An 18218-nucleotide genomic window follows, 5' to 3' on the forward strand; every position below is an offset into this window, starting at 1 on the left:
TCAGGCATCTGTTCACGCTCTACCGGTCCGGCGGCAAGGGCCACCCGAAACCTGAGTGATGGCCTAGCTCGCTCATAACCGGCGCACAGAACGGCGTAGCGCCGCGAAGCCAGGGCGGCGAGACATAGAATTGTTTTCATTAGCCGCTAGCTTGGATTAATTGTGCGCAGCCTCAGTCAAGGGATTCGTCCATGCAGCGATTCGAAAATGCCCGCGAGGCAGCGCTGGCGCTTCGCCCGGACGATCCGATCTATTGCTTCCGCCCGCAGGTGCTGAAGGCGGACGCCAAACAGTTCATGGGCATGTTTCCCGGCAAGACCGCCTATGCGGTCAAGACCAATGGCGAGCAGATCGTGCTCAACGCGCTGGTCGAGGCCGGCGTCAGCGCCTTTGATGTGGCCTCGCCCGGCGAATTCGCCGCCGTGCGCGCCGTCTCGCCGGACGCCGAGATGCTCTACATGCACCCGGTGAAGGCGCAGTCGGACATCAGGCTGGCGCTGGAAAAATACGCCATTCGCGTCATTTCGCTCGACCATGAGGACGAGATCACCAAGCTGACCAGGGTGGTGCGGGCTCTCGACATCGATCCGGGCGCCATCACCGTGTTCGTGCGCATCCAGACGAAAGGCTCGGCGGCCTACGAACTGTCGAAGAAGTTCGGCGCCGGACCGGCCAATGCGGTCGAACTGGCCGAACGGCTGAACCGAACCGGCTACAAGGTCGGGCTGTGCTTTCACGTCGGCAGCCAGATCGAGGATCCCGACACCTACGAGCGGGCGCTGGCCTCCGCCGACTGGGTGCGCAACCGCGTCGGCTTCGACATTGCCGGGCTCGATGTCGGCGGCGGCTTTCCCGCCGAATACGGTCATGATCCGAACAGCCGCAAGCCGGAAATGCCGTCGCTCGGCCAGATCATGTCGCGGCTGTCGGGCGACCTCCAGGAGTACCAATTCGACCAGATGCAGCTGGTGGCCGAGCCCGGCCGCGTGATCGTGGCGCGCTGCCTGTCGCTGATCGTGCGCGTGCTGCTGCGCAAGGGCAAAAGGCTCTACATCAATGACGGCATCTGGGCGTCGCTGTCGGATTCATGGACCGGCAAGATCACGCTGCCGGCACGCTTCATCCCCGATCCGGCGATCCGCTCGCGCAATGGCGAGGACAGGACCATCGTGCCGTTCAAGGTCTGTGGCGCGACCTGCGATTCCGTGGATATACTGTCGCGGCCGTTCTGGCTGCCCGAAACCGTCGATACCGGTGACTGGATCGAGATCGGCCATATCGGCGCCTATTCGCTGTCACTCCGGACACGGTTCAACGGCTTCTATCCCGATACTTTCGTCGAGGTGGCGACGCCATTCGACGAAGGCGATGCACCGCAGGGGTTTGCCAGCCTGGAGACGATGGCCGATTAGTTGATGGTGAATGGAAGCAGTTCTTGCGTTCCGTCCGCTTCGGTGAATCGTCACCACCATTCATATTCACCTCCCCGTAGTCAGGCTACTCCGCCGCCGGCCTGGATGTTCTCGCCGGTCAGCCAGCGAGCTTCGTCCGAAGCCAGGAAAACCGCGACATCGGCGACGTCGCGCGGTGCTCCGATCCGGTCGAAGGGCGACATGCCTGCGGCCACGGCCCGGTCCCGCTCCGGAAGCAGGTCGGTGTCGGTGAAGCCTGGCGACAGCGCATTCACGGTAACGGCGCGCGGGCCGAGTTCGCGCGAGAGGACGCGGACGAACTGCTCGACGGCTCCCTTGCTGCCGAGATAGAGCGCCGTCTGCGTGAAAAACATCTTGGTTCCACCGGTGGAGACGGCAATGATGCGGCCACCGTCGCGAACGCGGCGCGCGGCCTCCTGAAGCGTGAAGAAGGTGCCTTTGGCATTGGTGCCGAACACATGGTCGAAGTCTGCTTCGGTAGCCTCGACGAGCGGCTTTATGACGGCGACGCCAACATTGGCGACGACGATGTCAATTGGCCCCATCTGCATTTCGGTTTCGTCGAACAGCCTGCGAATGTCGGGGATGCTGGAGACGTCCGCCTGGATGGCGACGGCTTTTCCGCCATTCCCTTCAATGGCGGCAACGACTTCCCTGGCGGCTTTCTCGTTGCCGACATAGTTGACGACCACGGCAGCACCCTTGGTTGCCAGCCCCTCCGCGATGGCGCGTCCGATGCCGCGCGAACTGCCGGTCACAAGTGCGGTTTTGCCTTCGAGTGGACGATGCATGGCTGTTCCTTCCGTCTGGATACGGCCGCCCCGATCGAGCGGCGTTCCAGCGATAGCTAGGGGCATGCTATTGCTCAGAGAATAGCCTATTATCTAACTGACTTATTAAGCCTGGGGTACATAATGCGCGGAACCGAGTTTTCCGAACTCACGGCATTTGCAACAATCATCGAAGAGGGCAGCTTTGTCCGCGCCGCGGCCAAGCTCAGAATTTCGCCTCCAGCACTCAGCCAGACGATACGCGGGCTGGAAGAGCGTCTCGGTGTCCGCCTGCTCAACCGTACCACGCGCAGCATGTCGCCGACCGCTGAGGGTGAGAAGCTGTTTGCCCGCATCGCGCCGGCGTTGAGCGAACTGGAAGGGGCCGTCGCCGACGCGCATGCATCACGCGGCCGGCCGGCAGGCTCGCTGCGCATCAATGTTCCGCGCATCGCCGCCACGCGTTTCATCGCGCCGATCCTCGGCGACTTCCGCCGCGCCTATCCCGATATCGCCCTCACCATCATCGTTGACGACATGCTCACCGACATCGTCGAAGGTCGCTTCGATGCCGGAATCAGACTGGGTGAGCGGCTGCACAAGGACATGGTGGCGGTGAAGCTCAGCGAGGAACTCGAGATGGCCGCAGTGGCGGCGCCGAGCTATCTGGAGCATCGCCCGATACCCCGCCATCCCGCGGACCTGCATCAGCACCAGTGCATCAATTTCCAGTGGCCGAGCGGCGGCAATCTCTACCGCTGGGAGTTCGCCCGAGGCCAGCGTGCCTTGGAAGTGGCCGTCAGCGGCGGCCTGACGGTAAACGATACGGACCTGATGATGGGGGCGGTTCTGGATGGGGTCGGGGTGGCGTACATGCTGGAATATCAGGTCCGGCCGTGGATCGAAGCGGGAAAGCTCATCCGCTTTCTCGAAGCCTGGTCGCCGAGATTTCCGGGCTTTTATTTATACCACGCGAGTTCCCGGCAGGTTCCCGCGCCGCTGCGAGCCTTCATCGATTTCCTGCTTGCGAGGCGGTGATGTGAATAGTGAATGGTGAATAGTGGTAGCTCTGGTGCTCAATGCGGCTCCGGCGCCATTCTTTTTACCAATCACCATCCTCACAGCCTGGCCAGCAGCTCCGGCGTCGGCCAGCCGTCGACCGGCAAGCCCAGCCGCATCTGCTCCTTGCGGATCGCTTCGCGGGTGTTGGTGCCGAGGATGCCGTCGACGGTGCCGACGTCATAGCCTCTCGCCTCGAGCTTGGTCTGTAGCGCCTTCATCTGGTCGCCGTCGAGGCCCGGGTCGGGGTTGCGCGGATCGAATCGCGGAGCGCCCCCCAGCCGGGCGGCAAGATTTGCCGCTGTCAGGGCATAGGTAAAGGACTGGTTCCACTCGAGATAGACGTCGAAATTGTCGTAGGTCAGGAAGGCTGGCCCCTTGCGACCCATGGGCAGCGCCAGGCCGGCCTTCAGGCCGTTGTCGAGAAGCGGCGTGCCGTCTGGCCTGGTAACGCCCCACTGGCTCCATTGCGTCAACGGCAGCTTGTTGGTGCGTCCCGTCTGCTCCCACGGCAAGTTGTCGGGCACACGGACTTCCTCGATCCAGGGCTGGTCGCGCTTCCAGCCGCGCGACCGGATCTTGCTGGCCGTGCTCATGATCACGTCCGGCGCGCTGCCGCGCAGGTCGACCAGGCCATCCCCGTCGCCGTCGACGCCGTGGCCGAGATAGTCGGAAGGCAACATCTGCGTCTGGCCGATCTCGCCGGCCCAGGCACCGGTCACGTCGGCCGGCACCACACCGCGATCGATCAAGATCAGCAGCGGCACGATCTGCGGCCGGAACAACTGCGGGCGGCGGCAGTCATACGAGAGGCTCACCAGCGCATTCAGTGTGTGAAAAGCGCCTTGCACGGCGCCAAAATCGGTTTCCAGGGCCCAGAAGGCGGCAATGACCGGCGCCTGGACGCCGTATTCGCGATCCGCGCGGGCAAAGACCTCGGCATGTTTTTGCAGATTGGCCGCACCCTGCTTCAGCCGATGCGACGAGATCATGCGGTTCGAGAATTCGATGAAGGTCTGGGTGAAGACGCCCTGGGCGCGGTCGCGTGCCAACGCCTTCTCATCGAGGGTGGCGTTTTCCAGCGCGTCAAGGCCGGCAGCGCCGACGCCGGCTGCCCTGGCCTCCGCCGCCACGCCCTGCTTCCATGCCTCGAAATCGCCGCCGCATTGCTGTGCCGCGGCCGGCACGGCGCTCAGGAGCAGCGCCGCGAGAAGTCCAAAGCGCAATCGCATCGCCATCCTTCCGAAAAGATTACCAGCGGTTGCAGGCATTTGTTATTGGCTGTGTCGAAAAGCAGGCGGCAGGCCCGGTGTCAACGGGTGTTCTGCCGCAACCACTTCTTCCACGCGGCTTCGGAGCCGTTGAAGACGTTGATGTCGGCGTTTCCGGCCATGCCCGGCACGACGCCCGTTCCGGTATACTGCCAGAAGGTGAAGGGATGGCTGCCGTATTTCTGGCGCGGATGCCCGGCGACGGAGCGCAGCCAATAGGGGTAGCCGCGGAAACCCGACAAACCATTATCTTCGAAGAAGTCGACCGACGTGTAGATGATCGGCTTCTTGCCGTAGTGTTTTTCGACGATTTCGAGGAACGTGCTCATCTCGCTGCGTACCGTGGCAGGATCGGGCCGCAGCTTGCAGGTCGGCGATTTCGGGTTCCATTCCATGTCGAGAACTGGCGGCATCGCCGAGCTGTCTTTGGGCACGTTCTGGATAAACCAGCGCGCCTGGGTCGCGGCCGGCGTGCAAAAGTAGAAGAAGTGATAGGCGGAGCGGGGGATGCCCGAGGCCTTGGTGCGGCTCCAATGCTCGTTGAAAGCTTCATCGAACCGGTCTCCGCCCTCGGTTGCCTTGATGAAGGCGAAGGAGATGCCGCCGGCCCTGGCCGCCGGCCAGTCGATCGAGGTCTGGTATTTGGAGACGTCGGTGCCGTGGACGGCATAGCTCCACGGTGCGCCGCTGTCCCATTCATGCGGGTCGGAATCGGCAAAACGCGGCGCGCGTACCGCAACCGTCGGGGCACTGGACGACGATGGCGTCAGATCCTCGACCGTCGAGCAGGCACCAAGCAGCATCAGCGTGATGAGGACCGCGAAACGGCGCATCGCTACTTCCCGAGCCGGTTTCAGCCGGCCGCTGATGGGTCTTTCCGCGGGTGGCCCCTCGACCGGGCGCAGCGTGTCTGAAACCGACTTACGCGACGCGCCTGGATCTTCGTTTCATGCATTTCCCAAACCCTTGCGCAGTTTTGGGACGCATGCATTCAAGCCCCGCCGGACGGTCACCCCACAGGATCGCCCGGTCTGTCCAAGCGCGTCGCTTCGACGCGCTTGGCTCTTTTGTCTGTGCATGTCGTGGTCCCAAAACCGCTGCGCGCTTTTGGGCGACATGCACCTGTGATCGCCGATCATGGTTGATATTCGGTTGACGGCGCTCGACAGGAGCCGCGATTTTGCCGAAACAATGGCGGCAAATCGATGACATAGATCGAGCGCGCCGGGGGAACTCAAAATGCAGATCCTTTTGAAGTTCATCAAATGGCTGCTCGGCCTGGCTATGCTGGCCGCCGCGATACTCGCCGGCTGGCTGTATTTCGCGCCGCCGGAACTGATCCGCGTCGGTTCCGGCTATGCGGCCAAGATCGTCTGCTCGAACGTCTTCATCGCCGGGCGCGACGCCAACGACGTGCTCGCCGTCGATGTGCAGGCGCCGGGTCATCCGCTGCTGAAGCTGATGAGGGTGTCGGTGGACAAGGAGAAGGGAACGGTTTCGGCGGGCCTGTTCGGCGCGCTCGGCAAAAGTGTCGCGGTCGCTCGCGAGGGGCTCGGCTGCGCCTCGGTTCCCGACGGGGATATTGCCGCCGCCAAGGCTATCGCCGGCGCTCCACCGACGCCGGCGCCGCTGCCCGATGCGATGTGGCCGGAAGGCGACGATGTCGGTGCCTCCCAGGATCTCGAGGTCGTGAAGGTCCTCGACGATCCAGCAATGACCGGCGCCGGGATGCGGGCGGTGGTGGTGGTCAAGAGCGGCCGCATCGTCGCTGAGCGCTATGGCGACGGCTTTTCCGAGAAGACGCCACTATTGGGCTGGTCGATGACCAAGACGGTGAATGCGGCGATCGTCGGCACGCTGGTGAAGGGCGGCAAGCTGGCGATGACCAACCAGGGCCTGTTCGGTCCCTGGAAGGGAGATGGCCGCGCCATGATCAGCCTCGCCGACATGATGGCGATGTCGAGCGGGCTGGAATTCAACGAGGATTATGGCGACGTCGCCGATGTGACGCGTATGCTCTATCTCGAACCGGACATGGCGGGCTTTGCCGGATCCAAGCCGCTGACCGGCGAGGTCGGCAGGGTGTTTTCCTATTCGAGCGGCACGGCGGTGATGCTGTCCCGATTGTGGCAGGACGCGATCGGCGACAAGGACAAGGCGCTGGCCTGGCCGAGGGCCGCGCTGTTCGATCCGCTCGGCATGCACAGCGCGGTGCTTGAAGCCGACGAGCACGGCACCTTCGTCGGCTCGTCCTATCTCTATGCCACGGCACGCGATTGGGCGCGCTTCGGCCAGTTCCTGCTGCAGGGCGGCGTCTGGAACGGCAAAGAGATACTGCCCGCCGGCTTCGTCGACTGGATGCGGGAACCGGCAACTGCCTCGAAGGTCTACGGCAAGGGGCAATTATGGATCGAAGGACCGGGCGACGAAGAAAACCCCGGCGCCGGCATTGCCGCCGGCCTGCCCAAGGACACCTATTGGATGGAGGGGCATGACGGGCAAACGGTCGCCATCGTCCCCTCGGAGCAGTTGGTTGTGGTGCGGCTCGGCCTGACGCCGGCCAGGCTCGGCTACCGGCCGCAGGCAATGGTGGCGGCGCTGGTCAAGGCGCTGCATTAGGCTGTATCGATATTCAGGTCAGGCCAAGTCGAAAACGGCGGTTTCCTGCGCTTGCGGCCTTCGCCGGCCAAAGCACTCATGAGCGGTCGTGGCAGTTAAGGCTACGGCCGGCGTAGGCCGGTGCTCACGTACCCAAAAGGACGCTCCGCTCCGGTTCTCGGAACCCCCGTTTTCGACTTGGCCTGACCTGAATCTCAACACATCCTGGCTATCGACCTGGGCCGATCACGGCGAGCCACGCATAGCCGCGACAAAGCGTTTGGAAACGGAAGCTTGCGCCGGTTCTTCCAGATTCCGAATCCAGAACCGCGCGCAACGATTCACGCGGCTCGACGTGGAATTTTTTCAGCCAGCCGCGCAACAGCGTGCGGAACCAGCTGGGCAAGGTTTCCTGCTGGCCAAAATCGACGACGTGCAGCGAGCCACCCGGTGACAGGGCAGCAAGTGCCGCAGACACCGTCTTCTCCCAGCCGGGAATCATCGACAGCGAATACGAGATAAAGACGCGGTCGAAACTTTTGACGCCGAACAGCGCCTTTGCGTCGAAATCAGTGGCGTCGCCGCGCGCCAGGGTGACGCGGCCGGAGAGGCCTTCGCGCGCGAGGGCGGCGGTGGCCGTCTCCAGCATCTCGGCCGAAATATCGAGGCCGAAGAAGCGCGCGCCGGGATAGCGGCGGGCAGCGAGGACAATGTTGCGGCCGGTGCCGCAGCCAAGCTCGAGCACCGTGCTGCCGGCCGGCACATCCAGTCCGGCGATAAGCCGGTCGCGGCCAAGCAGATAATATTTGCGGGTCAGGTCGTAGATATGACGCTGCCAGCGGTAGACACCGTCCATCAGTTCGGCATGGCTGGCCGGCAATTCGGTCGTGCTCATGCGGACCGCTTCACATAGAGATGGAAGCCGCCATAGATGGCCGAGCGATCGCAGGCCGAAAACTCGCGCGAGGCGTCGTTCTCGTAGCGCCACTGGTCGAGCAGCGAATTCGAGACGCGGCCGGGCAGCAGGCTGGGTTCCGCTGCGGTGCGGAAGATGACGCGGGCGCCTGTCGAGGCGGTTCGGGTGATCTCGGCCCACAACCCGTTGAGCTGGCCGTCGGTCATCCAGTCCTGTGCATCGAGCAGCACGAAGCGGTCGACCGAGCCGGCATCCTTGCCGGCAAGGAACTCGATCAGATTGGCGTGGTGGATGGCAACGCGATCGACATTGTTGCGGATCGTCTTGTAGTTGCGCTTTTCGAGGTAGGTGGGCAGGGCGGCTTCGCCCGGATTAGGGTAGCGGCGGGCGAAAGCCTGCCAGGCGAAATAATTGGTCTTCAGCGGAAAATCGCAGGCGAGCTTTTCCAGTCGTGCCTTCAGCACGCTGGCCATGGTGCCGTCACCCGAGGTGATCAGCGAATCGTACTGGGCCGGCGGAATGCCGAGGCCGAACAGCGAGGCTTTTCGCGAGGTCGCCCATTTCAGCAGCGGTTTTTCGAAGACCGGCGCCAGCTCTTCGTCGAAGAAGCGGCGCTGATCGGCGATGCTCTTGGCGTCCATGATGCCGGCCGGGTCGACGCCGAAGAATTTTGCGGTGCGGTGGCCCATGGCGATGAACAGGCCAAGCAGGCCGGTCTGGTAGAAATTGCGGTCGAAGACAGCGATGCGGCGACGACCGCGCCAGTTGCGGCGCTCCCAATAATGGCGGCTGACGGGGTCGAGATGCGGTGCGATGAAGCGATCATAGGCCTGCGAATTGTGCCCGGTCCCAGCCGCACCGAAGAAACGGAACAGGTCGCCCTGCGACGGCAGGTGACGCACCGCTGCGAGCTTCATGCGGTTCAGCGCAATATGCGCGGCGTTGAGGTCGACGGCATCGATCCTTTCTGGCGACCGGGTGAGATAGGAGAGGATGTTACAGCCGCCGGAGGCAATGGTGACGATGCGGTGGCCCTTGCCGAGTTGCATCGCGTCCATGTCGATTTCGGGGTCTTCCCAGATCTGCGGGTAGACAAGGCCGGAGAACAGGAAGGCGAACAAGCGCTCGGAGATGCCAGCTTTCGACAGCGGGCGGTTCTGGTAGACGGCCTTGCCGACCTCCTTGCCGCGGCGAAAAACCAGTTCCCCAGAAATGTCCGTCATGGCAACGCGATTCCCCGTTTGCTTTGCCGCAAGCGGGTAACGCAGGTGGATGACAGGCCGGTGACAACCTGTTGAAGCGAGTTCAGGCCTCGCCAAATCCGCCTGCGGTGGGTGTCGTCACAATGACTGCCTCGCCGGCGTCGAGCACTGTTTGATCGCAGGCTTTCAGCGTCTCGATCGCGCCGGTCTTGCGGCGGACCTTGGTCGAACCGGTCTCGCCATCACCGCCGCCGTCCAGCCCCCGCGGCGGGTGGCTGCGATGCGAGGACAGGATCGCGCATTCCATCTTTTCGAGGAAGCGGATGATGCGCTTGGTGCCGTCGCCGGCATTCCATTTGCCTTTGCCGCCGGAGCCTTCGCGGATATGGAAATCCTCGAGCAATACCGGGAAACGCAGTTCCAGCACTTCCGGATCGGTCAGGCGCGAATTGGTCATATGGGTGTGGACGCCGGAGGTGCCGGCAAAGCCGCGTCCGTCGTTCATCCGGCCGGCCGGCGAGCCCGAGCAGATCGTCTCGTAATACTGGTACTGCTTGTTGCCGAAGGTGAGATTGTTCATCGTGCCTTGCGCATTGGCCATCGCCTTCATGGCGCCGAACAGCGCGTTGGTGACATGTTGCGAGGTCTCGACATTACCGGCCACGACTGCCGCGGGATAGGTGGGCCTAAGCATCGAGCCGTCGGGAATGATGATGTTGATCGGCCGCAGACATCCGGCATTCATCGGGATGTTGTCTTCGACCATGACGCGGAAGGCATAAAGCACCGCGGCTCGGGCGACCGGCTCTGGCGCATTGAAATTGTTCTTCATGACCGGCGACGTGCCGGTGAAGTCGACGGTGGCTTCGCGCTTCCGCCGGTCGATAGTGATCTTCACTGTGATCTTTTGCCCGGTGTCGGTCGGATATTCGTATTCGGAACTGTCGGGCAGCCGCTCCAGCACGCGGCGCACGCTTTCGGCGGCATTGTCCTGAACATGGCCCATGTAGGCTTCGACCACATCGAGGCCGAAATGCGCGACCATCTTGCGCAGCTCGGCGACGCCCTTTTCGTTCGCGGCGATCTGCGCCTTGAGGTCGGCGATGTTCTGGTGCGGATTGCGCGCCGGGTAGGGGTGGTCGGTGAGCAGCGTCTCCAGGTCCTTCTCGCGGAACCGGCCGCGATCGACGATGCGGAAATTGTCAAACAGCACGCCTTCCTCGTCGGCGGTGGTGGCAAGCGGCGTCATCGACCCGGGCGCGGTGCCCCCGATGTCGGCGTGGTGGCCACGCGAGGCGACGTAGAAGAGGATGAGGGGTTCCTCCCCCTTTGAGGGGGAGGTGCCGCCGAAGGCGGCGGAGGAGGTCGCCGCGGCAGTGCTCGACACTCTTGTGGTGCCTCCTGAGATGACCCCACCGGGCCGCTCCGCGGCCATCCTCCCCTCAAGCGGGAGGGAAAAAACAGGCGTCACCACGGTGATATCAGGCAGATGCGTGCCGCCATTGTAAGGCGCGTTCAGCGCAAAGACGTCGCCGGGGTGAATGTCGCCGGCATTGAGCCGGATGATGGTCTCCACCGAGCGATCCATGGAACCGAGATGCACCGGCATGTGCGGTGCATTGGCGACCAGCGCGCCGTTCCGGTCGAAGACGGCGCAGGAGAAATCAAGCCGCTCCTTGATGTTGACGGAATAGGCAGTGTTTTGCAGCGTTACGCCCATCTGTTCGGCGATCGACATGAACAGGTTGTTGAAGACCTCCAGCATCACTGGATCGGCTTCGGTGCCGAGTGCGGCGTGCCGGCGCTTCTTCTCGACGCGCCGCATCAATACGTGGTCCTTGGCGGTGATCTCGGCCTGCCAGCCCGGCTCGACGACAATGGTCTGGTTCGGCTCGATGATCAAAGCAGGGCCGGCGATCTTGTTACCAGGCTTCAGCGTTTCGCGAGGGAAGATGCCAGCGTCGCGCCAGACGCCGTCGACAAAGATTTTCCGGTTCCCGGAAGGACTTGCGGCCATATCTGCAACAACTGAATCGCTTTCATCGCGGCCGGTGCCGCCGGTATCGGTACCTTCGACGCCGATCGATTCGACGATCATCGGCTTGTCGTCGTAGACAAAGCCGAACTGCGCCTTGTGCGCCGATTCGAAGTCCGTCTTGGCTTGCGCGATCGAGCCGTGACCAAAGTTCACAGGCAGCGCGGTATCGGTGCCGTCATAGCGGACCTGCAGCACCGGCTTCGAGGCGACCGCGTCTTCGGCGATGCCTTGTGCGGCGAGTTCGTCGATGACGGCTTTGCGCAGCGTTGCGATGAGTTCATCGATCGCCGCCCCGGAGTCCTCCACCAGCGGCTTCAGCAGCGCCTGCTGGCGTGACGCAAATACAGAGGACAGGCCGATGCCGTATGCCGATAGCAGGCCGGAGAACGGATGGATCAGCACCGCCTCCATGCCCAGCGCATCGGCAACCAGGCAAGCGTGCTGGCCGCCGGCGCCGCCGAAACAGTTCAGGAGGTATTCGGTGACGTCGTAGCCGCGCTGCACGGAAATCTTCTTGATGGCGTTGGCCATGTTTTCGACGGCGACGGTGACGAACCCCTCCGCGACGGCTTCCGGCGAGCGGCCGTCGCCGATCTCGGCGGCAAGCGCGGTGAATTTTTCGCGAACCGTCTGCACGTCGAGCGGTTCGTCCTGCCCTGGTCCAAAAATAGCCGGGAAGAACTCGGGCTGCAGCTTGCCCAGCATGACATTGGCGTCAGTGACGGCCAACGGGCCCCCGCGCCTATAGGCGGCCGGGCCGGGGTTGGCGCCGGCCGAATCCGGCCCGGCGCGAAAGCGGCCGGCCTCGTAATGCAGGATCGAGCCGCCGCCGGCGGCGACGGTGTGGATGCGCATCATCGGCGCACGGATGCGCACGCCGGCGACCTCGGTGTCGAAGGCGCGCTCGTAGTCGCCATCATAGTGGGCGACATCGGTGGAGGTGCCGCCCATGTCGAAGCCGATGACCTTGCCGAAACCGGCGAGTTTTGCCGTCTCGACCATGCCGACGACGCCGCCGGCCGGGCCGGATAACAGCGCGTCCTTGCCTTGGAACATGTCGGCGGCGGTGAGGCCGCCCGACGACATCATGAACATGAGGCGAGGGCTTTCCCTCCCCCCCGAGGGGAGGGTGGCGGCGAAGCCGCCGGGTGGGGTCGTTGCGGCAGTGCTCAACGTTCTGGCGGTGCCTTCTGAGATGACCCCCTCTGGCCGCTGCGCGGCCATCTCCCCCTCGAGGGGGGAGAGGACGCCGAGCTCCTTCGCCACCTTCTGCACATATCTTGACAGAATGGGCGACAGGTAGGCGTCGACCACCGTGGTGTCGCCGCGGCCGACCAGCTTGATCAGCGGCGAGACCTCGTGGCTGACCGAGACCTGGGAGAATCCGAGCTTTCGACAGACTTTGGCGACGGCCTTTTCGTGCTCGGGGTGTTTCCAGGCATGCATGAAGACGATCGCGACCGCATCGATGCCGTCCGCCTTGGCTTGCTCAATAGCCGGGCGTACGGAAGCAATGTCGAGCAGGCGCTCGATACTGCCGTCGGCGCGAACCCGTTCGTCGATTTCGACGACACGCTCATAGAGCTGTTCGGGAAGGATGATCTGCTTGGCAAAGATATCGGGCCTGGCCTGATAGGCGATCCTCAGCGCATCGCGGAAGCCTTTGGTGATGAGCAGCAGCACGCGGTCGCCTTTGCGCTCGAGAAGCGCATTGGTGGCGACCGTGGTGCCCATCTTGACATCGCCGATCAGCGCGGAGGGGATCGGGGCGCCGGGCTGGACGCCGAGCAGTTCGCGAATGCCCTGGATGGCTGCATCGGCATAGGCTTCGGGATTTTCCGAAAGGAGTTTCCTTGGATGCAGCCCGCCTTGCGGGTCCCGGCCGATGACGTCGGTGAAGGTACCGCCGCGGTCGATCCAGAAATCCCATTTTGCGGTCATGGCAGCGCCTCCGGGCATTTTCATTTAGGCATCCTGTTAGTGCTCAACGCTTTGTACTGCCAAGCGCTTGATGTTACACGCGGAAACGCAACGTTACGAAACTCATCATGCGCTGATGCATTGTGCCCTCGATCGTCGCCGGCAACGGTGGCGTGATTAGAGGAGAGATAATCATGAAGAAACTCATTCTTGCGTCGGTCTCGGCGCTTGCCTTGCTTGGCGTTGCGGCCTGCAGCGACAGCGGCACCGACAACACCACGACGCAGAGCACCAACCCGCCGGCATCCGACCAGACGATGAAGCCGGCTGCTCCTGACGCCAACAAGCCTGCCGAGCCGGCTCCGGCTCCGGCACCTGCGCCGGCTGCCCCGGCGCAGTAGTCAACGTGACAACCAAGAAAGGCCGGCCTCACACGCCGGCCTTTCTGCTGCTTACGATACCCGCGCATTGTGGCCGAGTGCGACGACGCGGGTTTGCGTGCAGCGGTTTCCGTCTGCCGATTTCCATGGGCAAGCACTAGCGCTAGCCGTCTCAGGCATTCCGCCAAATCGATTGGGCCAGCCCTGCGGCACTGTCTTGGCTTGATAGCGATGGGTGGTTGGTCCTATGAAGCCCCCATGTCGATTTGGGACCGCCTCGGCGACTTCGTCACACGCGTTTCATCTTCAGCGTCGTCAGGCGTCGCCGAAGTGGTCGAAGCCGTGCGTACGGTTTTCTCCGGCGATGCCGATTTGCGCCGGCGTGTCGCCTTCTCGGTGGCGATGATCGCGCTTTCGGCCAAGATGGCCAAGGCCGACGGCATCGTCACGCAAGACGAGGTGCGCGCCTTCCAGGAAATATTCGAGGTGCCGAAGGAACAGAGGCGCAATGTGGCGCGGCTCTACGATTTGGCCAAACGCGACATTGCCGGTTTCGAAACCTATGCCGAGCGGATGGCGCAGCTTTGCGGTTCGGGCCATACCAACTGCCTGATGCTGGAGGATATACTCGACGGGCTGTTCCACATCGCCAAGGCCGACGGGCTGGTGCATGAGCGCGAGGGCCAATTCCTGCACCGGATCGCCGAGATCTTCCGCATCGATGAGGCGCATTACCAGAGCATCCTGGCGCGGCATGTCAATCTGGGTGCCGCCGACCCCTATGTCGTGCTCGGCATCGAGCGTGGGAAGCCGTTCGAGGAGGTCCGCAGGCGCTACCGCAAGCTGGTTTCCGACAATCATCCGGACCGGCTGATCGCACGCGGCCTGCCGCAGGAATTCATCAAGATCGCGACGACCAGGCTGGCGGCGATCAACGCGGCCTATGAAATGATCGAGCGAGGCCTGCGGCACGCATGAGCGGCTTTCCGCCCGACGAGCCGAGCGCCGAGGTCAGGGTATCGCCGAATTTCGGACCAAGACGCGGGATGCCCGGACCCGATATGATCGTGCTGCACTACACCGGCATGGCAACCGGGGCCGCTGCCGAGGCATGGCTGTGCGATCCGGCCAGCGAGGTGTCGTCGCACTATCTGGTCCATGAGGACGGCCGCATTGTTCAGATGGTGAGGGAAAGCGACCGCGCCTGGCATGCCGGCAAGAGCTCGTGGTTCGGACAGAGCGACATCAACTCCTGCTCGATCGGCATCGAGATCGTCAATCCGGGGCATACGCTCGGCTATCGCAACTTTCCAAAACCGCAGATCGACGCGGTGATCGGCCTGTGTGCCGGCATCGTCGAGCGCCATTCCATTCCGGCCCAGCGGGTGCTCGCCCATTCCGACGTGGCACCCGGGCGCAAGGTCGATCCGGGCGAGAAATTTCCATGGAAGACCTTGTTTGCCGCCGGCATCGGCCATGTTGTGCCGGCAGCACCGATCCGGCGCGGCGCCGTGCTGAGGCCAGGCGATACCGGCGCCGATATTGAGGCACTGCAGTCGATGCTGGCGCTTTATGGTTATGGCGTCGAGATCACCGGCGCTTTCGACCGGCAGACCGAAATCGTGGTCGAGGCATTTCAACGGCATTTCCGGCAGCGCCTGGTCGACGGCGTGGCTGACGGATCGACGATCCGCACGCTGGAAAGGCTGCTCGCTTCCGTAAGGATAGCCTCTCTCAAATAACCTTTTGCCAGATTAAAAGTTACAATCTGTTACTCAAAGTGACTTGCGTCGCCTTGTTTGGCGCCAATTCCATTGTCAAAGGCGATCCGTACAGATTGTCGGACGTCTATCCCCCCAGATGTTCCGATGTTGATTGAGGGTATCTGCGCGAAGTTCTTTGTGCGGATCAAACAGAACAGGATCACATGCAGAAATTGACCGTTTTAACGGCAGCCATTGCTGCCGGCGTAATGACTTTTGCCTTCAGTGCGGCAAACAGCGCACCGCTGAGCCAGCGGGCCGATCAGGGCTTCAGTGCCGCAGCCGGCAAAACCGCCATGCCGAAGGGTGGTGCAAAAGTAGAGAAGACCGCCACCGCGAAAGTGGAAAAAGCGGCCGCGGTAAGGACGAAAAAGCCAGTCTCCGCGAAAGGGCCAACCGCTGCGAGAAAGACAATCGCCAAACAGCATTTGAAGCGTAACCGCAAACGCATCGACCGCATGGCAACGGCGTCAGTCGCTCCGAAGAGCAGGCCAGCGCCCCAGGCGGCGGTTGTCGACGGCGGCGGACAGTATTCGGCGATCATTGCGCGTTATGCCGCCAGCTATGGCGTGCCGGTGTCGCTCGCCAATGCCGTCATCAAGATCGAAAGCAACTACCAGCCGAACCAGGTCGGCAGCGCCGGCGAGATCGGCCTGATGCAGATCAAGCCGGCGACGGCAAGAATGATGGGCTATAGCGGTCCGGTTCAGGGTCTCTACGATCCCGATACCAACATCAAATACGGCATGAAGTACCTAGCCATGGCGCGGGATCTCGGCGGCGGCACGACCTGCGGCACGATCCTGAAATACAATGCCGGCCACGCCGCCACACGGATGAACCCGGTGTCCGCAGCCTATTGCGGCAAGGTCAAGGTGCAGCTGGCAGCGCTTGGAGCGCCCGCCTGACAAGGGATAACTTGCTTTTTCGTTTGCGTTTTCGGGCCCGAACCCCTTTATACGCCTTGCCAGCTGGCCGGGCGGCCGCACCCGCGAAGCCGAAAGGCTGCGGGTGAGGAAAGTCCGGGCTCCATGGAGACACGGTGCCGGTTAATGGCCGGCGGGGGCGACCCCAGGGAAAGTGCCACAGAAAGCAAACCGCCACGATCCAATCGTGGCAAGGGTGAAAGGGTGGGGTAAGAGCCCACCGCGCGACTGGCAACAGGAGCGGCACGGTAAACCCCACCGGGAGCAAGACCGAATAGGGACGGTGCGAGGGGAAACCCTCGGGGGCTGTTTCCGGCTCACCGTCCGGGTAGGTTGCGTGAGGCGCATGGCAACATGCGCCCAAGATGAATGGCCGCCGCGTTCTCGCACCGCAAGGGGCGAGGGCCATACAGAACCCGGCTTACAGGCCAGCTGGCAGTTTTCTACCCATGTCGCGCAAGACAGCGAGGCTGCGGCCGATCGGTTGCTCGATCAAATCGAAGCCCGCTGGCAGCAAGTGGCCACTTATCCCTTCTCAGGTGAGCCGCGCGAAGACATCGCAACCGGAATCCGTCACCTGATCGTCGGCGAATACCTCACCTTGTATCATGTCCGCGAAGAGGCGATCGAAAATCATTCGCGTGCTGCACGGCCGGCGCAAGATCGACGCCGGCTCAGCCACCGATTGCGTCCAGCGACGCCTCGATCGCCTGCCAAAGCTCTTCCACCGGCTCGCAGCCGACCGACAGGCGAACGAAGCCGGGCGGTACGGCATCTCCCCTTCTTGATCGCCGTTCGGCCGAGGTGTGTACGCCGCCGAACGATGTCGCTGCCTGCATCAACGCGCAGTTGTTGATGAAATCCTCGGCCTTGTCCTCCGAGGCGAGCACGAACGAGATGAGAAAGCCGAAGCGCTCCATCTGCGCGCGGGCAAGATTGTGCGATGGGTCGCTCTCCAGTCCCGGAAAGCGCAAGCCGCTGATCGCGCGATGGGTCTTCAGCCGTCGCGCTATCATTTCGGCGGAAGTGCACATGCGGTCGAAGCGCACGTCCAGCGTTTCGAGACCGCGATGCACCAGCCATGCCTCGAACGGCCCGGGGATGGCGCCCGACGTCTCGCGCCAGTCGGTCACCCTCGAGATAATGTCCGCGTCGCGGCTGGCAACATGGCCGAACAGCACATCGGAATGGCCGTTTGGCGCCTTGGTGTCGGCAGCAATGACGATATCGGCGCCGAGATCGAGCGGGCGCTGGCCGAAAGGTGTCATCGTCGTGTTGTCGACCACAAGCACCGCACCCGCTCTATGCACGGCTTCGGCGACGGCTGCGATGTCACATATTTCCAGTCCTGGGTTGGCGGGTGTTTCGACGAAGGCAAGCCGATAACCGTCGAAGCCGCCGTCGAGGAAGCTCGACGTCGGCCGGACATCGTAGGCAACGCCGAAGGATTTCAGAAAACGGTCTGCCAGCGCTCGCGTCGTATGATAACCGTCGGACGGCAGCAGGATACGGTCGCCGGCTTTGAGCAGGCCGAAAAATATCGCCGAGATGGCAGCCATTCCCGAGGGAAAGGCAACGCATGGGGCGTCTTCCAAATGCGCCAGCATGTGCTCGACCGCATCCCACGTCGGATTGCTGAAGCGGCCATATTGATCGAAGCCGGTGGCGTCGCCGGGCGCATGAAAGATGGCGGCCATGGTCAGGGGCAAGGGGATCGGGTCGCCCTTGGCCAGCCCGCCGCGGCGCAGATGAGGAAGTGCTGCGGCGCGTGACTTGGCTGTTTCGGACATGATTTCAAACCTCGTTACTGACCGGAAAAGGAGATGCCGAGGCTATGCGCGGCAGCGATCCGCAGCAAGTCGGCTCCGGTTGGGCCACACGGCTCTAAACGCTTCGTTAGGCTTAATAGAGGATAAAGACGGGAGTGCCGTCAAAGCTGCTC

General features: G+C 63.0%; 14 protein-coding genes, 1 other RNA gene and 1 pseudogene. 9 read left to right on the plus strand and 7 right to left on the minus strand.

Features of this window, described 5'->3' with window-relative positions; all coding sequences use genetic code 11:
* Nucleotides 1-191 precede the first annotated feature (191 nt).
* Entirely contained in the window at nucleotides 192-1412 is a 1221-nt protein-coding gene (locus tag NKJ84_RS04955) for an alanine racemase (protein ID WP_352505580.1), read from the plus strand.
* An 80-nt stretch (nucleotides 1413-1492) separates the two neighbouring features.
* Here the strand turns inward: NKJ84_RS04955 and NKJ84_RS04960 are convergent, their stop codons facing one another.
* Nucleotides 1493-2224 (minus strand): SDR family oxidoreductase, encoded by a 732-nt coding sequence (locus NKJ84_RS04960; RefSeq protein WP_352505581.1) that lies wholly within the window; start codon nucleotides 2222-2224, stop codon nucleotides 1493-1495.
* A 123-nt stretch (nucleotides 2225-2347) separates the two neighbouring features.
* Here NKJ84_RS04960 and NKJ84_RS04965 point away from each other — a divergent pair, with 123 nt between their 5' ends.
* The gene (locus tag NKJ84_RS04965; RefSeq protein WP_352505582.1) at nucleotides 2348-3241 is read left to right on the plus strand and encodes a LysR family transcriptional regulator; all 894 of its coding nucleotides are present in this window, start codon (nucleotides 2348-2350) and stop codon (nucleotides 3239-3241) included.
* An 80-nt stretch (nucleotides 3242-3321) separates the two neighbouring features.
* Here the strand turns inward: NKJ84_RS04965 and NKJ84_RS04970 are convergent, their stop codons facing one another.
* Nucleotides 3322-4494, minus strand: a complete 1173-nt coding sequence (locus NKJ84_RS04970) for a lytic murein transglycosylase (RefSeq protein WP_352505584.1) — start codon at nucleotides 4492-4494, stop codon at nucleotides 3322-3324.
* 80 nt (nucleotides 4495-4574) lie between these two features.
* A complete protein-coding gene (locus NKJ84_RS04975) occupies nucleotides 4575-5366 on the minus strand; it encodes a glycoside hydrolase family 25 protein (protein WP_352505585.1) in 792 nt (263 codons plus the stop codon).
* A gap of 406 nt (nucleotides 5367-5772) precedes the next feature.
* Here NKJ84_RS04975 and NKJ84_RS04980 point away from each other — a divergent pair, with 406 nt between their 5' ends.
* Nucleotides 5773-7152 carry a serine hydrolase domain-containing protein gene (locus NKJ84_RS04980; RefSeq protein ID WP_352505586.1) on the plus strand — a complete coding sequence of 460 codons (1380 nt, stop codon included), beginning with the start codon at nucleotides 5773-5775 and terminating at the stop codon, nucleotides 7150-7152.
* A gap of 208 nt (nucleotides 7153-7360) precedes the next feature.
* Here NKJ84_RS04980 and NKJ84_RS04985 read toward each other — a convergent pair whose 3' ends face one another.
* From NKJ84_RS04985 to NKJ84_RS04995, 3 genes are all read right to left on the minus strand, one after another.
* Entirely contained in the window at nucleotides 7361-8026 is a 666-nt protein-coding gene (locus NKJ84_RS04985) for a class I SAM-dependent methyltransferase (protein ID WP_352505587.1), read from the minus strand.
* Nucleotides 8023-9270, minus strand: coding sequence for a BtaA family protein (locus NKJ84_RS04990; protein WP_352505588.1), 1248 nt, complete (start codon nucleotides 9268-9270; stop codon nucleotides 8023-8025). Before NKJ84_RS04990 ends, NKJ84_RS04985 begins: the two co-directional genes overlap by 4 nt.
* Before the next feature lie 82 nt (nucleotides 9271-9352).
* Nucleotides 9353-13228, minus strand: a complete 3876-nt coding sequence (locus NKJ84_RS04995; RefSeq protein ID WP_352505669.1) for a hydantoinase B/oxoprolinase family protein — start codon at nucleotides 13226-13228, stop codon at nucleotides 9353-9355.
* A 173-nt stretch (nucleotides 13229-13401) separates the two neighbouring features.
* Here NKJ84_RS04995 and NKJ84_RS05000 point away from each other — a divergent pair, with 173 nt between their 5' ends.
* The 6 genes and pseudogenes from NKJ84_RS05000 to NKJ84_RS05025 form a co-directional block, all read left to right on the plus strand.
* A complete protein-coding gene (locus NKJ84_RS05000; protein WP_023721215.1) occupies nucleotides 13402-13608 on the plus strand; it encodes a hypothetical protein in 207 nt (68 codons plus the stop codon).
* A 237-nt stretch (nucleotides 13609-13845) separates the two neighbouring features.
* A complete protein-coding gene (locus tag NKJ84_RS05005; RefSeq protein WP_352505589.1) occupies nucleotides 13846-14565 on the plus strand; it encodes a TerB family tellurite resistance protein in 720 nt (239 codons plus the stop codon).
* Nucleotides 14562-15329 (plus strand): N-acetylmuramoyl-L-alanine amidase, encoded by a 768-nt coding sequence (locus NKJ84_RS05010; protein WP_352505590.1) that lies wholly within the window; start codon nucleotides 14562-14564, stop codon nucleotides 15327-15329. Before NKJ84_RS05005 ends, NKJ84_RS05010 begins: the two co-directional genes overlap by 4 nt.
* 185 nt (nucleotides 15330-15514) lie before the next feature.
* On the plus strand, nucleotides 15515-16258 hold the full coding sequence (locus NKJ84_RS05015) for a lytic transglycosylase domain-containing protein (protein ID WP_352505591.1): 744 nt from the start codon (nucleotides 15515-15517) through the stop codon (nucleotides 16256-16258).
* A 59-nt stretch (nucleotides 16259-16317) separates the two neighbouring features.
* Nucleotides 16318-16716: RNase P RNA component class A (gene rnpB, locus NKJ84_RS05020), an RNA gene on the plus strand.
* A 44-nt stretch (nucleotides 16717-16760) separates the two neighbouring features.
* Nucleotides 16761-16841 (plus strand): annotated as a pseudogene (locus NKJ84_RS05025) (type II toxin-antitoxin system RelE/ParE family toxin); the annotation flags it as partial.
* Nucleotides 16842-16950: 109 nt separating this feature from the next.
* On the opposite strand, the gene NKJ84_RS05030 reads toward NKJ84_RS05025, so the two are convergent.
* Nucleotides 16951-18066, minus strand: a complete 1116-nt coding sequence (locus NKJ84_RS05030) for a cystathionine gamma-lyase (protein WP_352505592.1) — start codon at nucleotides 18064-18066, stop codon at nucleotides 16951-16953.
* Between the last annotated feature and the right edge of the window lie 152 nt (nucleotides 18067-18218).

The organism is Mesorhizobium sp. M0048, from assembly GCF_040323405.1.
Taxonomy (GTDB): Bacteria; Pseudomonadota; Alphaproteobacteria; order Rhizobiales; family Rhizobiaceae; genus Mesorhizobium.

Excerpts from the sequence above, each read along its gene's own strand:
- NKJ84_RS04955 (WP_352505580.1), top strand. The coding sequence starts at position 192 with ATGCAGCGATTCGAAAATGCCCGCGAGGCAGCGCTGGCGCTTCGCCCG.
- NKJ84_RS04960 (WP_352505581.1), bottom strand. The coding sequence starts at position 2,224 with ATGCATCGTCCACTCGAAGGCAAAACCGCACTTGTGACCGGCAGTTCG.
- NKJ84_RS04965 (WP_352505582.1), top strand. The coding sequence starts at position 2,348 with ATGCGCGGAACCGAGTTTTCCGAACTCACGGCATTTGCAACAATCATC.
- NKJ84_RS04970 (WP_352505584.1), bottom strand. The coding sequence starts at position 4,494 with ATGCGATTGCGCTTTGGACTTCTCGCGGCGCTGCTCCTGAGCGCCGTG.
- NKJ84_RS04975 (WP_352505585.1), bottom strand. The coding sequence starts at position 5,366 with ATGCGCCGTTTCGCGGTCCTCATCACGCTGATGCTGCTTGGTGCCTGC.
- NKJ84_RS04980 (WP_352505586.1), top strand. The coding sequence starts at position 5,773 with ATGCAGATCCTTTTGAAGTTCATCAAATGGCTGCTCGGCCTGGCTATG.
- NKJ84_RS04985 (WP_352505587.1), bottom strand. The coding sequence starts at position 8,026 with ATGAGCACGACCGAATTGCCGGCCAGCCATGCCGAACTGATGGACGGT.
- NKJ84_RS04990 (WP_352505588.1), bottom strand. The coding sequence starts at position 9,270 with ATGACGGACATTTCTGGGGAACTGGTTTTTCGCCGCGGCAAGGAGGTC.
- NKJ84_RS04995 (WP_352505669.1), bottom strand. The coding sequence starts at position 13,228 with ATGACCGCAAAATGGGATTTCTGGATCGACCGCGGCGGTACCTTCACC.
- NKJ84_RS05000 (WP_023721215.1), top strand. The coding sequence starts at position 13,402 with ATGAAGAAACTCATTCTTGCGTCGGTCTCGGCGCTTGCCTTGCTTGGC.
- NKJ84_RS05005 (WP_352505589.1), top strand. The coding sequence starts at position 13,846 with ATGTCGATTTGGGACCGCCTCGGCGACTTCGTCACACGCGTTTCATCT.
- NKJ84_RS05010 (WP_352505590.1), top strand. The coding sequence starts at position 14,562 with ATGAGCGGCTTTCCGCCCGACGAGCCGAGCGCCGAGGTCAGGGTATCG.
- NKJ84_RS05015 (WP_352505591.1), top strand. The coding sequence starts at position 15,515 with ATGCAGAAATTGACCGTTTTAACGGCAGCCATTGCTGCCGGCGTAATG.
- NKJ84_RS05030 (WP_352505592.1), bottom strand. The coding sequence starts at position 18,066 with ATGTCCGAAACAGCCAAGTCACGCGCCGCAGCACTTCCTCATCTGCGC.